Raw genomic sequence first — 17,092 nt, 5'->3', positions numbered from 1 at the left:
TGCCGGACTGACGACTGCTGCGCAGCCGAACGGGGGCAAGCCCCCTCGCCACAAGGTCCACGCTCGCCCGGGGCTACTCCGGTAACTCGACCAATCCATCCACATCGGTCATCGCCCGCTCCAGCAAGTCCGCCGGCAGACTCTTGCTTGCCCGCGCGCCCAGCAGCTTGAGTTGTTCACTGCGACTGACCAGGTTGCCGCGCCCCTCTGTCAGCTTGTTGCGTGCCGAACTGTAGGCCTTGTCCAGTTGCTGCAGGCGATTGCCGACCTCGTCCAGATCCTGGATGAACAGCACGAACTTGTCGTACAGCCACCCGGCCCGCTCGGCGATTTCCCGGGCATTCTGGCTCTGGCGCTCCTGTTTCCACAGGCTGTCGATGACCCGCAGGGTCGCCAGCAACGTGGTGGGGCTGACGATCACGATGTTGCGGTCGAATGCCTCCTGAAACAGCGTCGGCTCAGCTTGCAATGCGGCAGAAAACGCCGCCTCGATCGGCACGAAGAGCAACACGAAATCCAGGCTGTGCAAGCCATCGAGGCGCTTGTAATCCTTGCCGGCCAGGCCTTTGACGTGATTGCGCAACGACAGGACGTGCTGCTTGATGGCGATCTGGCCGATGGCCTCGTCCTCAGCCGCGACGTATTGCTGATAGGCCGTCAGGCTGACCTTGGAGTCGACCACCACCTGCTTGTCGCCCGGCAGATAAATGATCACGTCCGGCTGGAAGCGCTCGCCGTCCGGCCCCTTGAGATTGACCTGAGTCTGGTACTCGCGGCCCTTCTCCAGCCCCGCATGCTCGAGCACGCGCTCAAGAATCAGCTCGCCCCAATTGCCCTGGGTCTTCTGCCCTTTCAAGGCGCGGGTCAGGTTGGTGGCTTCATCGCTCAAGCGCAAATTCAGCTGTTGCAAGCGCTCCAACTCCTTGGCCAGGGAGAAACGCTCACGGGCCTCGTTCTGATAGCTTTCCTCGACACGTTTTTCGAAGGACTGGATGCGTTCCTTGAGTGGATCGAGCAACTGCCCCAGGCGCTGCTGGCTGGTTTCGGCAAAACGCTGCTCGCGCTCATCGAAAATTTTCCCCGCCAGCTCGGCAAACTGCGCGCGCAACTCGTCTCGCGAACCTTGCAGGTCGTTGAGGCGTTGCTGATGGCTGTCCTGTTGCTCGCGCAATTCGGCATTGAGCGACGCGGCCTGGGCATCCAGACGGCGCAATTCGGCTTCTTTGCCGGCGCGTTCGATATTCCACGCATGGGCGGCGTCCCGAGCGTCGTCGCGCTCGATCTGCAGCAACTCGACTTCACGACGCAGCGCAGCCAGATCAGCTTGTTTGGCGGCGTTGGCCTGGGTCAGATCAGCCGCTTCATCGCGGCTGGATTCGAGTTGTGCATTCAATCCGTCCTGCGCCAGTTGCGCCATGGCCAGGCGTTCTTGCAGCAGCGCGACATCGGCTTGCGTGGTGCTGGCCCGACGCTGAAGTTGCCAGGCCAATACCAGCAACGGCAACGCAGCCGCTGCCAGCCCCAGCAATACGCTGGTCAAGTCCATTGCCATAGCCACTCCTGCCATTCGGATAAAGCTTGAAGGTTAACCAAGGCGTCCGGTCTTGGACAGCTCAGTCTTCGATCAGCCCCAGTTCCTGTTGAGCGCGGTGATCGCCTGCCCGAGCGGCCTGACGCAGCAGGTCCTGACCGATCCGGCGGTCCCGGGCATTCCCGCATTCGCGGCACATCAACTGGCCAAGGCGACTTTGCGCAGCCACCACGCCTTCACGGGCCGGTTGCTTGAGCAGACGTCCGGCGATGTGTTTGACGTTACGGTTTTCGCCCAGATGCGGACTGTCCAACAGCCACTCCGCCACGCGCATGGAAAAGCGCTTGGTAGGGGCAACAGGGGGCGGTGTGGAGGAAGAGGAAACAGGGGCTGAGCGAAACTTCATAAAGCACTGTGGGGCAGATCAGAAGGCGCGCAACTTTACTCTCTTTTTCTTACAGGTAAAGCTGAAAATATCCCGGCACGCCCGTCCTAGAGCAAGCGCTCGGGACAATCCACAGAAGCTGTGGATAACTCAGTGGACAACCGCCCTTGAACTCGCTCAAAGCCCTGTGGAATGGGGCTCGCAGTCAAACTGACGATTTTTTCACCAGTAAAAAAAAGCGATGTTTTTCATTGACTTAAATTTTGGTTACAGGCAGCCATTACGCTTGAACGTGAGATGACAGCGGGGTGACAGACCGCGCAACTAATGTGCACAAGTGCCTTTACGATGGTTATATCCATGCACTTTTTCGGCGCATTTTTTTGTCATGCCTGGGGATAAGCCCTGGCAAACCCGGTGTCCAGACGGCTGCGCGGCTACAAACGTCGATGACCGATGGTCGGATTTTGTCCCGAAACAGGGCGCATGAATCCCAGGCCTTGCAGCTTTATGCGCGCCTCCACAAGACAAAACAGCCCGATCAGGCACCGGCCAGGAAACTTTTTTCGCTACCACACTTCCCTTGCCCAGTTCAATCCGTTAGTATCCGCGGCGTTAGTACCAAGCTGAAAGTCAATTCTGGTCGAACAAATCCCCCCGGTCAGCCTTCCCGACGGAAGCCTCCACCGAACAAGCGGGATCGACCACCTCGATGGTTTCCAGGTAAATCTTGCGCCAACACAACCTTTGAATCGAAAGCAAAGGATGTTGCTCCGCCTGCCTACTCTGCTCGAACCAACCTGCAAATTGATCAGGATCTTCACCCCGGGCCCAGAACCTTTGCCCTCGATGTGTTGCCTGCCCTCCTAAGTACCTACCTGCCAGCCCAAGCGCGCCAACTTATCAGCGCTTCAAACTGGCTGCTTTGTTCCAGTCGGGTTCTTCGTTCGATCAATGGTGATCGACGTTACTGGAACGTTTTAACGCTGCACGGTTCTTATCCGTGTCATTTGTAGGAACACCCAATAATGTCTACTCAAATCCAGACTCAGGATGCCATTCGCACCCTAACCAACGCTTTTGCACCAATGAACTGCCTGATCATGGCCGCTCGCAAAGGCTGCTTCAGCTTCACCCTGGTCAACGAACACGGCATCGCTCGTCACAGCGAACGCCTGTACCCCGATCAATACTCCAGCGCCGAGCCGCTGCAGGCCGTGATCGAGCGTACCCGTCAGGCACTGGTTGCCTGAAACGCCAGAAAGGCTGAAAAACCCAAAAGCCCTGCCCGAAAAGCGGGGCTTTTTATTGCCCGATATTTCCCTTTCCTCGAATCACGACTAAGCACGATCCGATATAACGGTTATAACTGATCGCTGGAAATATTTTAAAAACAGGCCTTTACAGCGCGAATATGACACTACACTTCAACTCAAGCGGCTTGACCCGCTTGCGGCGAGCCTGAGTCGATTCACTGCTGCCAAGCCCCCCCCTTCAGGTATCGCCGTCCATTTCAGGTTTCGAGGGTTTTATGGGTATCGCTGCCAGCGAACTGTGCCGTTATGTGATTCGTCCGACCTTGATCTACCTCGGACGCCATAGCGCTACGGCCGAATCCCTGCTGTTGGGCATTGCCGCCAGCCAGTCCGCCCTTGGTTCCGCCCTGCATGACCGCCGTGGGCACGGCCTGTACCGTATCGCCGAGCCCCGTCACCAGGCCCTTTGGGACCATTACCTGGCCCTTGATCCGGAGCGTGCGAGCCTGGTCCGCGGCCTGGCCAGTCAGCATGCGTTCCTGAGTGGCCCGCACCTCGAGTTGACCGTCAACCTGCGTTACGCCACTGCCATCGCCTGGCTGCTGGTGGAAGAACAGAACACCCCCCTCCCCGCCCCTGATGATTTGCTGGGTATGGCCAGAATCTGGCGCCAGACATTTCAGCCCCAGGGACGTCTGCGTGATTTCACCTGCGCCTGGCAAACCTGTGTTTCACCGTTGAATCAGGTAGCCTGCTGACACACCTGGATCCAAAGATCGCGCAACACGCCGCGATTTTGGTCGGATTGTCCTACAAAACCGCTCTAAATCAAGGCATACAGCCTATGGCGCCGGGACGAAAATGTTGGTAATTTTCGCCCCGGTGATCACCAGGAGTTCTAATAATGAAAAAAGTAATGCTCAAAACCACCATTAGTCTCGCCGTTGCCATGGCATCCACCCAGATCTTTGCAAGTGGCTTTGCCCTCAACGAACAAAGCATCAGCGGGATGGGGTCAGGTTTTGCCGGGCGATCTTCCTCTGCCGACGACGCATCCACCATTTTTGGCAACCCTGCCGGCATGTCGCGCATCAAGCGCGAACAAGTTACCGGCGGTGTTGCGATGATCGACGCACACACTGACATCAGCCACGCAAGCTCCTCCCCGAACAATCGTGGCAGCAATGACGGCGACATGGTTCCGTTCATCGCTGTGCCCATGGGTTACTACGTCAAGCCAATCGACGACCATTGGGCCTTCGGTATTGGCATATACGCCCCGTTCGGCCTGGTAACCGACTACGAAAACGGCTTTGAGGGTCGTTACTTCGGCAGCAAGAGCGAAGTCAAGATCGTCACCGTGCAACCGACTGTCAGCTACGCCTTCAACGACAAGGTTTCCATCGGTTTCGGCCCGACCATCAACCGCATCGACGGCAGCCTGGAATCGAACATAACGGCCTTGCCGACCTTAACGAATTTGCCCGATGGTCATGTCAAGATCAAGGGTGACGACACCGCCCTGGGCTACAACATCGGCGTGCTGGTCCAAGCCACCGACAGCACACGTGTCGGCCTGACCTACCACTCGAAAGTGAAGTACAAGCTCGAGGGTGACACCAAGGTCAACTACAACCTGCTGGGCCTGGTCGGCCAGAACCCGAGCCAGAAATACGACGCTTCGCTGGATGTGACTACACCTGAATCGGTGGACTTTTCGGTCACTCACCAGCTCGACGACAAGTGGACTCTTTACGCAGGCAGCACCTGGACCCGTTGGAGCCGCCTGAAAGAAATCACCGTTGAAAACACAGGTGTTCCGGCGGTTCTGAACGGCCAGTTCGGCACCATCACCGAAGAACAGAACTGGCACGATACCTGGGCTCACGCCATCGGTGCGTCCTACCAGTTGAACAAGCAATGGGTACTGCGTACCGGCCTGTCCGTTGACCAGGCACCGACCAACAACGTCGACCGTTCCCCACGCATCCCGACTGGCGATCGCACGATTTTCAGCGTGGGCGCCGGCTGGAGCCCGACCGACGACCTGACCATCGACTTGGCGTACTCGTACCTGCGCGAGGAATCGGTCAAGGTCAACGGCGACGACCATGGCCAGACCTACAACGCCAAGTATGACAACTACGCGAACGGCTTCGGTCTCGGCGCGACCTACCGCTTCTGATGATTCCCGGCGAGCCTGAACCGCTCGCCATCGGAATCACAAAAGCCCCGCTCTCCTCACGGAGGCGGGGCTTTTCATTTGTAGGAGCGAGCCTGCTGGCGATGAACGCGAACGATGACGCGTACTTTCAGGATTTACGAGGCGCCTTGAGATTTTCGCGAGCAAGCTCGCTCCTACAGGTCAGGGGGTCGAAACAAGTGGTGGCGAAGCCAGGGCCTTTTCCACCGCCGCAATGAACTCGGGATCGTCCGGCTTGGTCAGGCTGGAGAAATTGGCGACCACCTTGCCTTGGCGGTCCACCACATACTTGTAGAAATTCCACTTCGGCGCGCTGCTTTGACTGGCGAGGACCTTGAACAAGTGCGTCGCATCGTCGCCGCGAACCCTTTGCGGCTCGGTCATGGTGAAGGTCACACCATAGTTGACGTAGCAGACCTTGGCAGTCTCGGCGCCATCCTTTGACTCCTGCTTGAAGTCATTGGACGGAACGCCAATTACCTCCAGCCCTTGATCCTTGAAGCGCTGGTTCAGCGCCTCAAGGCCTTTGAACTGCGGAGCAAAGCCACAGAAGCTTGCGGTATTGACCACCACCAACGGTTTACCGGCGAAGCGCTGGCACAAATCGATGGATTCCTTGGCGCGCAGCTTTTGCAGTGATCCTTGCAACAGCTCCGGGCACTCGGCCGCGTAGGCCAGCCCGGTAAACGCCACCAGCAACGCGGGAACTGCAATCCAGCGCATCAGCATGTCGGTGCACCCTTGATAATTCGTCAAAAGCGACGTTACTCGCCCTCGCCGCTCGCTAGCAAGCACCCATGCCCAACTGCATCAGCGCCAGCCCGCCCTGATGCCAGCCCCACCACGACAACGCCAGCAATAAGGCGCAGACGGCGGCTACAGCGATCCGTGGCCAAAGGTTGTTCATATCGCACTCATTTGTGATTGCAGACGCTCTACCGGCCGCTCACGCACCGGCCAGTTGAGGGCAGCGGCCAACAGGCTCAAGAGAATCGCCACTTGCCAGATCAAGTCATAACTCCCGGTTCGGTCATACACCACGCCACCCAACCAGCCGCCCAGGAACGAACCGAGTTGGTGAAACAGGAAAACAATCCCACCGAGCATGGACAGGTTTCGCACACCAAACAAGGTCGCCACCGTACCGTTGGTCAATGGCACCGTCGACAACCACAGGAAGCCCATGGCCATGCCGAAAAGATAAGCCGTGGTGGTGGTCACCGGTGCCCACAGGAACAACGCAATGACCACCGCCCGCAGCAAGTACAACCCGGTGAGCAAACGCGGCTTGGACATGCGCCCGCCGAGCCATCCCGCGGTATAGGTGCCGAAGATGTTGAACAGGCCGATCAGTGCCAGCACCGTGGTGCCGACCGTCGCCGGAAGGTGTTGATCCACCAGATAGGCCGGCAGGTGCACACCGATGAACACCACCTGGAATCCGCACACGAAAAAGCCGAACGCCAGCAGCCAGAAGCCGGAATGGGAGCAGGCTTCGCGCAGCGCTTCGCCAAGGGTCTGTTCGTGGCCCAGGACGGGCAGCGGCTTGTCCTTGAGCATGCCCACCAGCGGCACGATCAACGCCACCAGCAAGCCCAGCGCCAGCAGCGCCGCGGACCAGCCAAGCCATCCGATCAAACCGAGCGTGCCGGGCAACATCGCGAACTGGCCGAACGAACCGGCCGCACTCGCGATCCCCATGCCCATGCTGCGTTTTTCCGGTGGCACCGCGCGGCCGACCACCCCCAGGATCACCGAGAACGACGTACCCGACAGTCCGATGCCGATCAGCAGGCCGGCGCTCAGGGACAGGGTCATCGCCGAGTCGGAGAGCCCCATGCAAATCAGCCCGGCCGCGTACAGGACGCCACCGATCAGCACCACTTTCGCTGCGCCGAAGCGGTCGGCCAGGGCACCAGTGAATGGCTGGGCGAGGCCCCAGATCAGGTTTTGCAGGGCGATGGCGAAGGCAAAGACTTCACGGCCCCAACCGAACTCGGCGCTCATCGGCGCCAGAAACAGCCCGAAGCCATGGCGAACACCCAGAGACAACGCAAGGATCAGCGCACTCCCAACAGAACCCAGCCGCAAGTACGCCACATCGATGTCATTGTTATTCTCCAATAGCGGGTATATACCCGCTTAAGATCGAAAAAACCGGCATCATGCCAGTTCGTCCAGCAGCTTCAATAAGGTTTCGCGCTTCTCGGCACCCAGGCGATCGATCAAACGCTGCTGCGCGGCTTCCCAGGCCGGCAAGGCAGCCTTGAGGCGCTCTGCCCCGGCCTCGGTCAGCAGGACGATGCGGTTGCGCATGTCCTCGCCCTCGACCAGCGTCACCAGGCCATCGCCCTCCAGCACACGCAAATTGCGCCCCAGGGTGCTGCGGTCCAGGCCCATGGCCTCGGCCAGGGTCGAGATGCTCGGCTGATCCAGACGCTGCAGATTGCACAGCAAAGAATACTGCGCAACGTTGATCCCGAAGCCGTCGAGAGCGCCGTCGTAGTGCCTGCTGACGCCACGGGCGGCGCGACGCAGGTTGATGCATAAACATTGGGAATCGAGCATGGTGCGTGTATATACCCGCGAGTCGGTTAAATCAAGTGGCATGGGGTTTGTTCAGTGATTGGGCGGTGTCCTGTAGATCGCCATCGCGAGCAAGCTCGCTCCCACAGTTGATCGCATTCCAATGTGGGAGCGGGCTTGCCCGCGAAGAGGCCGGAACATTCAACACAACCCGATCAGGCCAACGCCAAGCCTACCAGCACTGCAACTTCCAGCAACTCCAGCATCGCGCCCGCCGTGTCCCCTGTCGTGCCCCCCAGGCGCCGCAACATCACCTGGCGCAGCCAGACAAACCCCAGCGCCGCCAACACCACCGCCAGCGCTCCACTGACGCCGGCGATCAACACACAAGCCAATGCGCTGACCGCCAACACCTGCTTGCCCGGCGAACGCGGAAGATGATCGGCCAATGCCTGGCCCAGGCCACCGGCACGCACATAGGGCGTAGTCAGGAACAAGCCGAGCAATGCGCTGCGACCGATCAACGGCACAATGATCAAGGCCAGCGAATGCGGCTGCTCGATCAACGCCAGCAGTGCGGTGAATTTAAGCAACAACACCAGCACCAGCGTCACCACGGCGATCGGCCCGCTGCGCGGGTCTTTCATGATGGTCAGCGTGCGCTCACGGTCGCCAAAACCGCCGAGCCAGGCATCGGCGCTGTCCGCCAGGCCATCGAGATGCAAGCCGCCGCTGAGCAGCACCCAAAGGCTCAGCAACAACGCCGCGTGCAGCAAGGTTGGTGTACCCAGCAACAGCCAGTTGACTGCCCACAGAATCGCGCCAAAGAGCAATCCCACCAGCGGATAAAACAGCAGCGACCGCCCCATTTCCCGGGGCTCAGGCATTCCGGGCAGGCGAATCGGCAGGCTGCTGAGAAATTGCAGGGCAATCCAGAATGGCAGCATGGTCAGAGCACTTCCTTCAACACGCCCGCAGGCTCCACCGTCAGCGAAAACAGTGCACCATGCCCGACCTCAACGTTGAGCAGTTGCTCCCGTGGCAACCCGCGCGCCTGTGCCAGCAACAGACGCATCACACCACCATGGCTGATCAGTAGAATGCGCTCACCGGCACAGGTCGCGTGCAAACGCTCCAGCGCTGCCAGCACCCGTGCCGAAAAGTCTGCAACCGGCTCACCCTGAGGCGGCGTGAACGAATAGGGATCGGCCCAGAACAAACCCAGGGCCTGCGCGTCGGTTTCCATCAACGCCGCCGCGCTCTGCCCTTCCCAAGCACCGAAATGCAACTCTTGCAGGTCTTTGTCCAGTTGCACCGGAACACCCAGTTGCGCAGCGAGTTCCTCGGCAAACCGCGCACAACGCTGCAACGGCGAACTGACCAGCCGATCCCACGGACCTTGCCCGATCACGGCGGCGCGCATCTGCGCCCAGCCCGTGTCGGTCAACGTATCATCGATACTGCCGCGCAGGCCGCCGCCGAGTTCGGTTTCACCGTGACGCAACAGATCCACGCGCAAGGTCATGCCGGACGATCTGCCACGGCGGCTTCGGCAAAGGTCGCCATTTGCCCGTGCAGGTCGCAAGCCAGGCGCAGCAGCGGCACAGCCAACGCCGCACCACTGCCTTCACCAAGCCGCAGGCCGAGATCGAGCAAGGGTTGCGCATCCAGGGTTTCCAGCACATGACGATGCCCCGGCTCGGCGCCGCGATGACCGAACAACAGCCACTGACGACACTCTGGATTCAAGCGCACCGCTACTAGCGCCGCGACACTGCAAATGAAGCCATCCACCAGCACCGCGACACCTTCCTGGGCACACGCGAGATAGGCACCGACCAGCGCGGCGATCTCAAAGCCGCCGAGGTTGAACAGGGTCTGCAAGGCATCGCCACGCTGCGCGCCATGCAATGCCAGGGCGCGCTCGATGACCTGGGCCTTGTGGCTGACACCTTCGGCATTGAGCCCGGTGCCAGGCCCGGTCAAATGCACCACCGGGCAATCGAGTAGCGCACACGCCAATGCACTGGCAGCGGTGGTGTTACCGATGCCCATTTCGCCACCGATAAACAACTGCGCACCGGTGGCAATTGCCCGCTGCACGCTGTCACGACCGGCCTGCAAGGCGAGTTGCCCCTGGGCCTGGGTCATGGCCGGTCCCTGTACAAAATTCGCGGTGCCGGGGCCGACATTCAGATGGCGCACGCCCGGCAGGTTTAGCGACGGCGTCACCGTGCCAAGATCCACCACCTCAAGGGAAGCGCCCAGTTGCCGCGCCAGCACGCTGATCGCCGCGCCACCGCTGACGAAGTTGAGCAGCATCTGCCCGGTGACTTCCTGGGGAAACGCCGACACGCCCTCGGCGACGACGCCATGGTCGCCGGCAAAAATCGCGATCCACACCTGCTCCAGGCTTGGCTTGACCCGCCCCTGCAATCCCGCCAGCTGCACCGCCAGCGCTTCCAGCTGACCGAGGGAGCCGGCCGGCTTGGTCAGTTGCTGTTGCCGTGCCTGGGCCTGTTCGACCGCTTGGGTATCGACCGGCTTGCACGGGTTCAGCCACCAGGATTGAGTCATAACGCAGTTCCTTTCAGAGTCAGGGGCAGGCCGGCGACGGTCAGTACGACACGCTGACAACGCTCAGCCAGAGCTTGATGCAGCCAACCGGCTTCATCGACATAGCGGCGAGTCAATTCGCCCAGCGGCACGACACCCATTCCGGTCTCGTTGCTGACAAAAATGATTTCACCCGGCAGCGACGCCAGGCAGTCCAGCAAGGCATCACGCTCGGCGTGCAAGCGCTCGGCATCGTCGAGCATCAGCAGATTGGTCAGCCACAGGGTCAGGCAATCCACCAGTAGGCAACGGTCGACACGGGCGGACTCACGCAGCACCCGGGCCAGTTCCACCGGTTCTTCGATCAAGGCCCATTCGGCAGGACGACGGGCCCGGTGATGGGCCACCCGCTCGCTCATTTCTCCGTCCAGTGGCTGGCTGGTGGCGATGTAGGTCACGGCCAGGGCGCTGTCGATGGCGAGTTTTTCAGCCAGGCGACTCTTGCCGGAACGGGCGCCGCCGAGGATCAGTTGGAGCATTGCTTATTCCTTAAAATCTTCGGGGAGGCGACGGCCCTCATCGCGAGCAAGCTCGCTCCCACAATTGATCCAGGCTGAACATACATTTTGATTACACCTCATAACCTGTGGGAGCGAGCTTGCTCGCGATGGGGCCGCAACAGCCACCTCAGAACCCACAGAGCTGACGCAGCAGAGAAGTATCCAGATGCTTCTCCACCAGATCCGCCAGCCGCTCGATATCACGCTCGCGCAAGGCGTGGTAATCCACCGCCTGCACATCCTGCAACCCGGCCCAGCGCAGCAGTGCACTGCACGCCGCCGGCGATTCGAACAGCCCGTGCAGGTAGGTGCCGAAAATCTGCCCGTCGGCACTTTGCGCACCATCACAGCGGCCGTCATCCAGATGCACGGCGGCATGTTCCAGGGCCGGTCCGGTGGTCACGCCGGCATGAATTTCATAGCCCGCCACCGACGCATCTTCCAGCGCCAGGCGACCACGCACATTGCGCAACTGCTTCTCTTGTTCGAGCTGGGTCTGGAACGCCAGCAGCCCCAAACCGGCACTGGAACCCGGCGCACCTTCGAGGCCCAGCGGGTCATGTACCTGCTCACCGAGCATCTGCAGGCCGCCACAGATCCCCAGCAGTTTCCCGCCGTAACGCAGATGCCGGGCGATGGCGGTGTCCCAGCCGTTGGCTCGCAGGTACGCGAGGTCGCTGCGCACACTTTTCGAGCCGGGAAGGATAATCAGGTCGGCGGGCGGAATCGCCTGGCCGGGGCCGATGAATTGCAGGTCCACTTGCGGATGCAGGCGCAGCGGATCGAAATCGGTGTGATTGCTGATGCGCGGCAGCACCGGCACCACCACCTTGAGCACCTGTTCGGCTTTATCGGTCTGGCGTTGATCGATGCCGTCCTCGGCCTCCAGGTGCAGATCCATCACGTAGGGCAGCACGCCGATCACCGGTTTGCCGGTGCGCTCTTCAAGCCAGTCCAGACCGGGTTGCAGCAACGCGATATCACCACGAAAACGATTGATGATGAAGCCTTTGACCCGCGCCTGTTCGCTCGGCGACAGCAGTTCGAGGGTGCCTACGAGATGGGCAAAAACCCCGCCGCGATTGATATCGGCGATCAGCAGCACCGGGCAATCCACCGCTTCGGCGAAGCCCATGTTGGCGATGTCCCCGGCCCGCAGATTGATTTCCGCCGGCGAGCCCGCACCCTCGACCATCACCAGCGGATACGCCGCGCTCAAGCGCTCGTGGGAGGCCAGCACCGCTTGCATGGCGATGGTTTTGTAGTCGTGATAGGCGACCGCATTCATGGTCGTGACAGCGCGGCCATGGATGATCACCTGGGCACCGGTGTCACTGTTGGGCTTGAGCAACACCGGGTTCATGTCGGTGTGCGGTTCGAGGTGCGCGGCCTGGGCCTGTACCGCCTGGGCGCGGCCGATCTCGCCACCGTCGGCGGTCACCGCGCTGTTGAGGGCCATGTTCTGTGGCTTGAACGGCACCACCCTGACGCCCTGACGCGTGACCCAGCGGCACAACGCGGTTACCAGCGTGCTTTTACCGGCATCCGATGTGGTGCCCTGCACCATCAGCGTGGTCATTGGTTTTCCTTGGCGAAATCGTCGAACGCCAGCGCCAGTCGTACCCAGGCGATTTCGTCACCGGGCAAGCCGAATCGCAGGCTGCTGTTGTGCGTGAACAACCGCAGGAGAATGCCGCGCTGGGCCATGAATTCATGCAGCTCTTCGGCGCGCTCGGTGATCAGCCACTGGAACAGCGCACAACCGCCCTGGGGCTCGAAGCCGTGCTGTTCGAGCAACGACGCAAGGCGCTCGCTGGCCTCTTCGGTGCGCACCCGTTGCCGCGTTTGTCCCTCGGTATCGCGCAGACAGGCCTGGCCCACTACCCGGGTTGCCCCGCTCACGGCCCACGGCCCCACTTGTTCTGCCAGCAACTTGAGCAACTTGCGCTCGGCCAGCACAAACCCCAGGCGCACACCGGCCAGGCCGAAAAACTTGCCGAAGGAACGCAAGACGATCAATCCGACTTGATGGGCAAACGGCGCCAGGCTCAGTTGCGGCGTGTTATCCATGAACGCTTCGTCCACCACCAGCCAGCCACCGCGCTGCGCCAGTCGCGTGTGCCAGTCGAGCAGCCGACTGGGAGTGAGGCTCAGACCCGTGGGGTTATTCGGATTGACCACCACCAGCACGTCGAAACTGTCGATAAAGAAGTCGACTTCCTGCTCCAGCACTTCACGCACGATGTAGCCGTTGCGACGCCACGCTTCGGCGTGCTCGGCATAACACGGCGACAGTACGCCGACCTTGCCCGCCCGACGCAATCGCGGCAGCAGTTGAATCGCCATTTGCGAGCCGGCCACCGGCAATGCCTGCAAGGTGCCGTAGTAATCACAGGCGGCCTGCTCCAGACCGTCGTCCGTCTCCGGCAAACGGGCCCAGGCCCGCAGCGGAATATCCGGCACCGGAAACGGCCAGGGCGCAAGGCCGGTGGACAGGTCCAGCCAGTCGGCTTCATCTATGCCGTATTCGAGCGCCGCCTTGCGCAGTCGCCCACCGTGCTCAAGCATAAAATTCGGCCCCCAGGCAGAGAATCAGCAGCCATAACCATACCCCGCGCTGGACCAATTGCCAGCCCCGGTCAATCGAGTCGGCATCCGCCGGCACACCTTCGCCCAACTGCGGACGCTGATGCAGTTCGCCGTGATAAATCGCCGCCCCACCCAATTCGACACCAAGGGCACCCGCCCCTGCCGCCATCACCGGGCCGGCGTTCGGGCTATCCCAGGTCGGGGCCTGGGTGCGCCAGCATTTCAATGCCAGCCGGGTTTTGCCCAGCAGCGCGTATGTCAGTGCCACCAGGCGCGCAGGAATGTAATTGAGTACGTCGTCGACCTTCGCCGCCGCCCAGCCGAACCGTTCGAAGCGCTCATTGCGATAACCCCACATCGCATCCAGCGTATTGCTCAGGCGGTAGAGCACCACGCCCGGCGCGCCCGCCACGGCAAACCAGAACAACGCTGCGAACACCGCATCGCTTCCGTTTTCCAGTACCGACTCGGTAGCGGCACGGGCAACTTCGGTTTCATCCAGTTCGCTGGTCTGGCGGCTGACCAGATAGCTCACCCGCGTGCGCGCCGCTTCCAGGTCATTACTGCGCAGGGCCTTGGCCACAGGCGTGACGTGCTCACCGAGGCTGCGCATGCCGAGGGCGCAATAGAGCGCGAGAATCTCGACGATCCAGCCGACATAAGGCGCCCAGGAGAATGCCGTGGCCAGTAGCGTCAGTGGCAACACGGCAATCACCCACGCGGTGACGCCATGGCTGCGCCAGCCGCGACCGCCGCCGTTGAAACGTTGCTCGATGCGCTCGGCAAAACGGCCGAACGCCACCAGCGGATGCCAGCGTTTGGGTTCACCCAGCAGCGCATCCAGCGCAACCGCGGCGACACTCAACAACGCCACACTCATTGACTCACTCCCCAATAATTTTCATACAGCAATTCATGTAGCGGACGCGCCTGCGCCCAGCCTTCGAGCACCAGCATCGGCGCCGGATAGAACTCTTTGACCGGCCCCAGGCACAGCACGGCCAACGGCTTGGCACCCGGCGGCAATCTCAACAGGTCCGCCAGTGCCTGTGGTTCGAACAGCGACACCCACCCCATGCCCAGCCCTTCGGCACGGGACGCCAGCCACAGGTTCTGGATCGCGCAGGACAACGAAGCCATGTCCATTTCCGGCAGCGTGCGGCGGCCGAAGATATGCTGCTCGCGGTCATCCATCAGTGCGGCGACCAGCACCTCGGCGCAATCGTTGATGCCTTCCACCTTGAGCTTCATGAACTCATCGCTGCGCTCGCCAAGGGCTTCGGCGGTGCGGATGCGTTCTTCTTCTACCAGGGCCTGGATTTGCCCGCGCAAGGCGCGATCGCTGATGCGGATGAAGCGCCAGGGCTGCATCAGGCCGACACTGGGGGCCTGATGCGCGGCTTCGAGCAGACGACGGAGCAATTCGGGCTCGACGGTGCCGCCGCTGAAGTGGCGCATGTCGCGGCGCTCGGCGATGGCGCGGTACACCGCCGCGCGCTCGGCTTCGGAGAATGCGTTGTCGCTCATGGCCTCTTCGCGAGCAGGCTCGCTCCCACAGGGTTTTGGTCAGGCGCAAACAGCGCGGCAATCGCCGAGGGGTTCGACGGAAAATAAAAGTGCACGTAAGAGGCAGTCATCCGCCCCTCACGGTAGACCGCCTCCGCTCCGCGCCCGCCGTTAGGGCTCAAGCCACGGGCAATCGGCGCCAGTTCAGTGGTGGTCAGCGAATGGTGATAGGTGTGCCCGCGCAGCGAGCCTTCCGGCAGTTCCACCGCTTGCAAAGCCAGCGCTGCCAGGCGCTTTTGCATGACCGCATCACCAGCCAGCAAGCCAACCAGTTCGGCGCGAGTGCCTTCGACATCGGTCAGGGAGTCGAGCAGATACAGCATGCCGCCACACTCGGCGAGCAACGGTTTGCCTGCCCGGTGGTGGGCGCGGATCGCATCGAGCATCGCGGTGTTTTGCGCCAGCGCAACATGGTGCAGTTCCGGGTAGCCGCCCGGCAGATACAGGCTGTCCGCCTGCGGCAACGCACGGTCGCGGATCGGTGAGAAGAATGACAACTCGGCGCCCATCGCCCGCAGCAGATCCAGGCTCGCGCCGTAGGTGAACGCAAAGGCTTCATCGCGGGCGACGGCAATGCGTACACCGGCCAGCAGCGGTTCGGCCGCGATGACATCAGGGGCGGCGAATTCGACTGCCGGTGGCAGCGCGACCTCGCAACTGCTGGCCAGGGCATCGGCTGCCGCGTCGAGGCGCAGGTCGAGATCGTTCAACTCACTGGCCTGCACCAGCCCCAGGTGCCGGCTCGGCAATTCGATCCCGGTTTCCCGGGACAGCGCGCCGTACCAGCGCAACCCCTCAGTCAGGCTGCCTTCGAGCAGTTGCGCGTGGCGCTGCGTGCCGACACGATTGGCCAGCACGCCGGCAAACGGCAAGTCCGGCTGATAACGCGCCAGCCCCAGGGCCAATGCGCCAAAGGTCTGGGCCATGGCGGTGCCATCGATCACCCCCAGCACCGGTACACCGAAATGCCGCGCCAGATCGGCGCTCGACGGCGTACCGTCGAACAACCCCATGACGCCTTCGATCAGGATCAGGTCGGCTTCAGCGGCGGCTTCCCACAGCAACCGGCGACTCTCCTGCTCGCCGACCATCCACATGTCCAGCTGATACACCGGCGCACCGCTGGCGCGCTCGAGGATCATCGGATCGAGAAAGTCGGGCCCGCACTTGAACACTCGGACCTTACGCCCCTGATTGCGATGCAATCGGGCCAGTGCCGCGGTGACGGTGGTCTTGCCCTGGCCAGAGGCCGGCGCGGCAATCAGTACCGCCGGACAGTGCCGAGGCTGACTCACAATTCGACGCCTTTCTGCGCTTTGATCCCGGCTTGAAAGGCGTGCTTGATCACGCCCATTTCGGTGACGGTGTCAGCCATCTCGATCATCTCCGGCTTGGCGGCACGACCGGTGACCACCACGTGTTGCATCGGCGGCCGGGCCTGCAAGTCGCTGAGCACTTGATCGAGATCGAGGTAGCCGTGCTTGAGAGCGATGTTCAGCTCATCGAGCACCACCAGACCGATGGACGGATCGCGCAGCAGTTGCTGCGACACTGCCCAGGCCGCTTCGGCGGCGGCGATGTCGCGCTGGCGGTCCTGGGTTTCCCAGGTAAAGCCTTCGCCCATCACATGAAAACGCACCTGCTCGGGAAAGCGCCGGAAGAACAACTCCTCCCCCGTACTGTTGCGGCCCTTGATGAACTGCACCACGCCGCATTGCATGCCGTGCCCCATGGCGCGGGCAAGCATGCCGAAGGCCGAACTGCTCTTGCCCTTGCCGTTGCCGGTCAGCACCAGTAGCAGGCCACACTCGTTCGGGGAATTGGCGATGCGCTCGTCGATCACGGCTTTTTTGCGCTGCATGCGCGCCAGGTGGCGTTCGTCACGATCGGGGGTATCAGTCATGGGGGAGCTCTCCGTTG

18 protein-coding genes and 1 pseudogene are annotated in these 17,092 nt (G+C 61.6%); 3 read left to right on the top strand and 16 right to left on the bottom strand.

The window, feature by feature from the left end:
- Window positions 1-73 precede the first annotated feature (73 nt).
- Together PSJE_RS05970 and PSJE_RS05965 are read right to left on the bottom strand one after the other, a co-directional pair.
- The gene (locus tag PSJE_RS05970; protein ID WP_162252406.1) at window positions 74-1,438 is read right to left on the bottom strand and encodes a DNA recombination protein RmuC; all 1,365 of its coding nucleotides are present in this window, start codon (window positions 1,436-1,438) and stop codon (window positions 74-76) included.
- 175 nt (window positions 1,439-1,613) lie between these two features.
- On the bottom strand, window positions 1,614-1,937 hold the full coding sequence (locus tag PSJE_RS05965; RefSeq protein ID WP_090453933.1) for an SEL1-like repeat protein: 324 nt from the start codon (window positions 1,935-1,937) through the stop codon (window positions 1,614-1,616).
- Window positions 1,938-2,944: 1,007 nt separating this feature from the next.
- On the opposite strand from PSJE_RS05965, the gene PSJE_RS05955 reads away from it, so the two are divergent.
- From PSJE_RS05955 to PSJE_RS05945, 3 genes are all read left to right on the top strand, one after another.
- Window positions 2,945-3,169 carry a hypothetical protein gene (locus tag PSJE_RS05955; protein ID WP_008051046.1) on the top strand — a complete coding sequence of 75 codons (225 nt, stop codon included), beginning with the start codon at window positions 2,945-2,947 and terminating at the stop codon, window positions 3,167-3,169.
- Window positions 3,170-3,447: 278 nt separating this feature from the next.
- Entirely contained in the window at window positions 3,448-3,930 is a 483-nt protein-coding gene (locus tag PSJE_RS05950) for a hypothetical protein (protein WP_007984504.1), read from the top strand.
- A gap of 146 nt (window positions 3,931-4,076) precedes the next feature.
- Entirely contained in the window at window positions 4,077-5,357 is a 1,281-nt protein-coding gene (locus tag PSJE_RS05945; protein ID WP_057715795.1) for an OmpP1/FadL family transporter, read from the top strand.
- Between the two features lie 180 nt (window positions 5,358-5,537).
- Here the strand turns inward: PSJE_RS05945 and PSJE_RS05940 are convergent, their stop codons facing one another.
- From PSJE_RS05940 to cobO, 14 genes and pseudogenes are all read right to left on the bottom strand, one after another.
- Complete coding sequence (locus PSJE_RS05940; protein ID WP_090453930.1) at window positions 5,538-6,104, bottom strand: glutathione peroxidase; 567 nt, start codon at window positions 6,102-6,104, stop codon at window positions 5,538-5,540.
- A gap of 55 nt (window positions 6,105-6,159) precedes the next feature.
- Entirely contained in the window at window positions 6,160-6,282 is a 123-nt protein-coding gene (locus PSJE_RS31915) for a hypothetical protein (RefSeq protein ID WP_008051054.1), read from the bottom strand.
- A pseudogene (locus PSJE_RS05935) lies at window positions 6,279-7,486 on the bottom strand (MFS transporter). Before PSJE_RS05935 ends, PSJE_RS31915 begins: the two are co-directional and overlap by 4 nt.
- Before the next feature lie 52 nt (window positions 7,487-7,538).
- A complete protein-coding gene (locus PSJE_RS05930; RefSeq protein WP_046037619.1) occupies window positions 7,539-7,943 on the bottom strand; it encodes a MarR family winged helix-turn-helix transcriptional regulator in 405 nt (134 codons plus the stop codon).
- A 173-nt stretch (window positions 7,944-8,116) separates the two neighbouring features.
- Window positions 8,117-8,848: an adenosylcobinamide-GDP ribazoletransferase gene (locus PSJE_RS05925; protein WP_090453928.1), complete on the bottom strand. Its 732-nt coding sequence runs from the start codon at window positions 8,846-8,848 to the stop codon at window positions 8,117-8,119.
- A gap of 2 nt (window positions 8,849-8,850) precedes the next feature.
- Complete coding sequence (cobC, locus tag PSJE_RS05920; protein ID WP_090453926.1) at window positions 8,851-9,426, bottom strand: alpha-ribazole phosphatase family protein; 576 nt, start codon at window positions 9,424-9,426, stop codon at window positions 8,851-8,853.
- Window positions 9,423-10,478, bottom strand: coding sequence for a nicotinate-nucleotide--dimethylbenzimidazole phosphoribosyltransferase (cobT, locus tag PSJE_RS05915; RefSeq protein WP_090453924.1), 1,056 nt, complete (start codon window positions 10,476-10,478; stop codon window positions 9,423-9,425). Before cobT ends, cobC begins: the two co-directional genes overlap by 4 nt.
- The gene (cobU, locus tag PSJE_RS05910) at window positions 10,475-10,996 is read right to left on the bottom strand and encodes a bifunctional adenosylcobinamide kinase/adenosylcobinamide-phosphate guanylyltransferase (protein WP_090453922.1); all 522 of its coding nucleotides are present in this window, start codon (window positions 10,994-10,996) and stop codon (window positions 10,475-10,477) included. The genes cobT and cobU overlap by 4 nt, the downstream gene beginning before the upstream one ends.
- 148 nt (window positions 10,997-11,144) lie before the next feature.
- Window positions 11,145-12,596, bottom strand: a complete 1,452-nt coding sequence (locus tag PSJE_RS05905; protein WP_090453920.1) for a cobyric acid synthase — start codon at window positions 12,594-12,596, stop codon at window positions 11,145-11,147.
- Window positions 12,593-13,585 (bottom strand): threonine-phosphate decarboxylase CobD, encoded by a 993-nt coding sequence (gene cobD / locus PSJE_RS05900; protein WP_090453918.1) that lies wholly within the window; start codon window positions 13,583-13,585, stop codon window positions 12,593-12,595. The genes PSJE_RS05905 and cobD overlap by 4 nt, the downstream gene beginning before the upstream one ends.
- Window positions 13,578-14,486: an adenosylcobinamide-phosphate synthase CbiB gene (cbiB, locus tag PSJE_RS05895; RefSeq protein WP_090453916.1), complete on the bottom strand. Its 909-nt coding sequence runs from the start codon at window positions 14,484-14,486 to the stop codon at window positions 13,578-13,580. The genes cobD and cbiB overlap by 8 nt, the downstream gene beginning before the upstream one ends.
- A complete protein-coding gene (gene bluB, locus PSJE_RS05890; protein ID WP_090453914.1) occupies window positions 14,483-15,133 on the bottom strand; it encodes a 5,6-dimethylbenzimidazole synthase in 651 nt (216 codons plus the stop codon). Before bluB ends, cbiB begins: the two co-directional genes overlap by 4 nt.
- A complete protein-coding gene (locus PSJE_RS05885; RefSeq protein WP_090453913.1) occupies window positions 15,130-16,467 on the bottom strand; it encodes a cobyrinic acid a,c-diamide synthase CobB in 1,338 nt (445 codons plus the stop codon). The genes bluB and PSJE_RS05885 overlap by 4 nt, the downstream gene beginning before the upstream one ends.
- On the bottom strand, window positions 16,464-17,075 hold the full coding sequence (gene cobO / locus PSJE_RS05880) for a cob(I)yrinic acid a,c-diamide adenosyltransferase (protein ID WP_057715808.1): 612 nt from the start codon (window positions 17,073-17,075) through the stop codon (window positions 16,464-16,466). Before cobO ends, PSJE_RS05885 begins: the two co-directional genes overlap by 4 nt.
- Window positions 17,076-17,092 lie beyond the last annotated feature (17 nt).

It is taken from the genome of Pseudomonas jessenii (assembly GCF_002236115.1).
In the GTDB taxonomy this organism is placed as follows: Bacteria; Pseudomonadota; Gammaproteobacteria; order Pseudomonadales; family Pseudomonadaceae; genus Aquipseudomonas; species Aquipseudomonas jessenii.
Note: the sequence above shows the minus strand (reverse complement) of the source record. Positions and strands in the feature narration are given on the sequence as shown.

Bases quoted from the DNA above. Each gene is read 5' to 3' on its own strand.
- PSJE_RS05945 (WP_057715795.1), top strand. From the start codon at position 4,077: ATGAAAAAAGTAATGCTCAAAACCACCATTAGTCTCGCCGTTGCCATG.
- PSJE_RS31915 (WP_008051054.1), bottom strand. From the start codon at position 6,282: ATGAACAACCTTTGGCCACGGATCGCTGTAGCCGCCGTCTGCGCCTTA.
- PSJE_RS05925 (WP_090453928.1), bottom strand. From the start codon at position 8,848: ATGCTGCCATTCTGGATTGCCCTGCAATTTCTCAGCAGCCTGCCGATT.
- PSJE_RS05955 (WP_008051046.1), top strand. From the start codon at position 2,945: ATGTCTACTCAAATCCAGACTCAGGATGCCATTCGCACCCTAACCAAC.
- cobT (WP_090453924.1), bottom strand. From the start codon at position 10,478: ATGACTCAATCCTGGTGGCTGAACCCGTGCAAGCCGGTCGATACCCAA.
- cobD (WP_090453918.1), bottom strand. From the start codon at position 13,585: ATGCTTGAGCACGGTGGGCGACTGCGCAAGGCGGCGCTCGAATACGGC.
- cbiB (WP_090453916.1), bottom strand. From the start codon at position 14,486: ATGAGTGTGGCGTTGTTGAGTGTCGCCGCGGTTGCGCTGGATGCGCTG.
- cobU (WP_090453922.1), bottom strand. From the start codon at position 10,996: ATGCTCCAACTGATCCTCGGCGGCGCCCGTTCCGGCAAGAGTCGCCTG.
- PSJE_RS05950 (WP_007984504.1), top strand. From the start codon at position 3,448: ATGGGTATCGCTGCCAGCGAACTGTGCCGTTATGTGATTCGTCCGACC.
- PSJE_RS05940 (WP_090453930.1), bottom strand. From the start codon at position 6,104: ATGCTGATGCGCTGGATTGCAGTTCCCGCGTTGCTGGTGGCGTTTACC.
- PSJE_RS05905 (WP_090453920.1), bottom strand. From the start codon at position 12,596: ATGACCACGCTGATGGTGCAGGGCACCACATCGGATGCCGGTAAAAGC.
- bluB (WP_090453914.1), bottom strand. From the start codon at position 15,133: ATGAGCGACAACGCATTCTCCGAAGCCGAGCGCGCGGCGGTGTACCGC.
- PSJE_RS05930 (WP_046037619.1), bottom strand. From the start codon at position 7,943: ATGCTCGATTCCCAATGTTTATGCATCAACCTGCGTCGCGCCGCCCGT.
- cobC (WP_090453926.1), bottom strand. From the start codon at position 9,426: ATGACCTTGCGCGTGGATCTGTTGCGTCACGGTGAAACCGAACTCGGC.
- PSJE_RS05965 (WP_090453933.1), bottom strand. From the start codon at position 1,937: ATGAAGTTTCGCTCAGCCCCTGTTTCCTCTTCCTCCACACCGCCCCCT.
- cobO (WP_057715808.1), bottom strand. From the start codon at position 17,075: ATGACTGATACCCCCGATCGTGACGAACGCCACCTGGCGCGCATGCAG.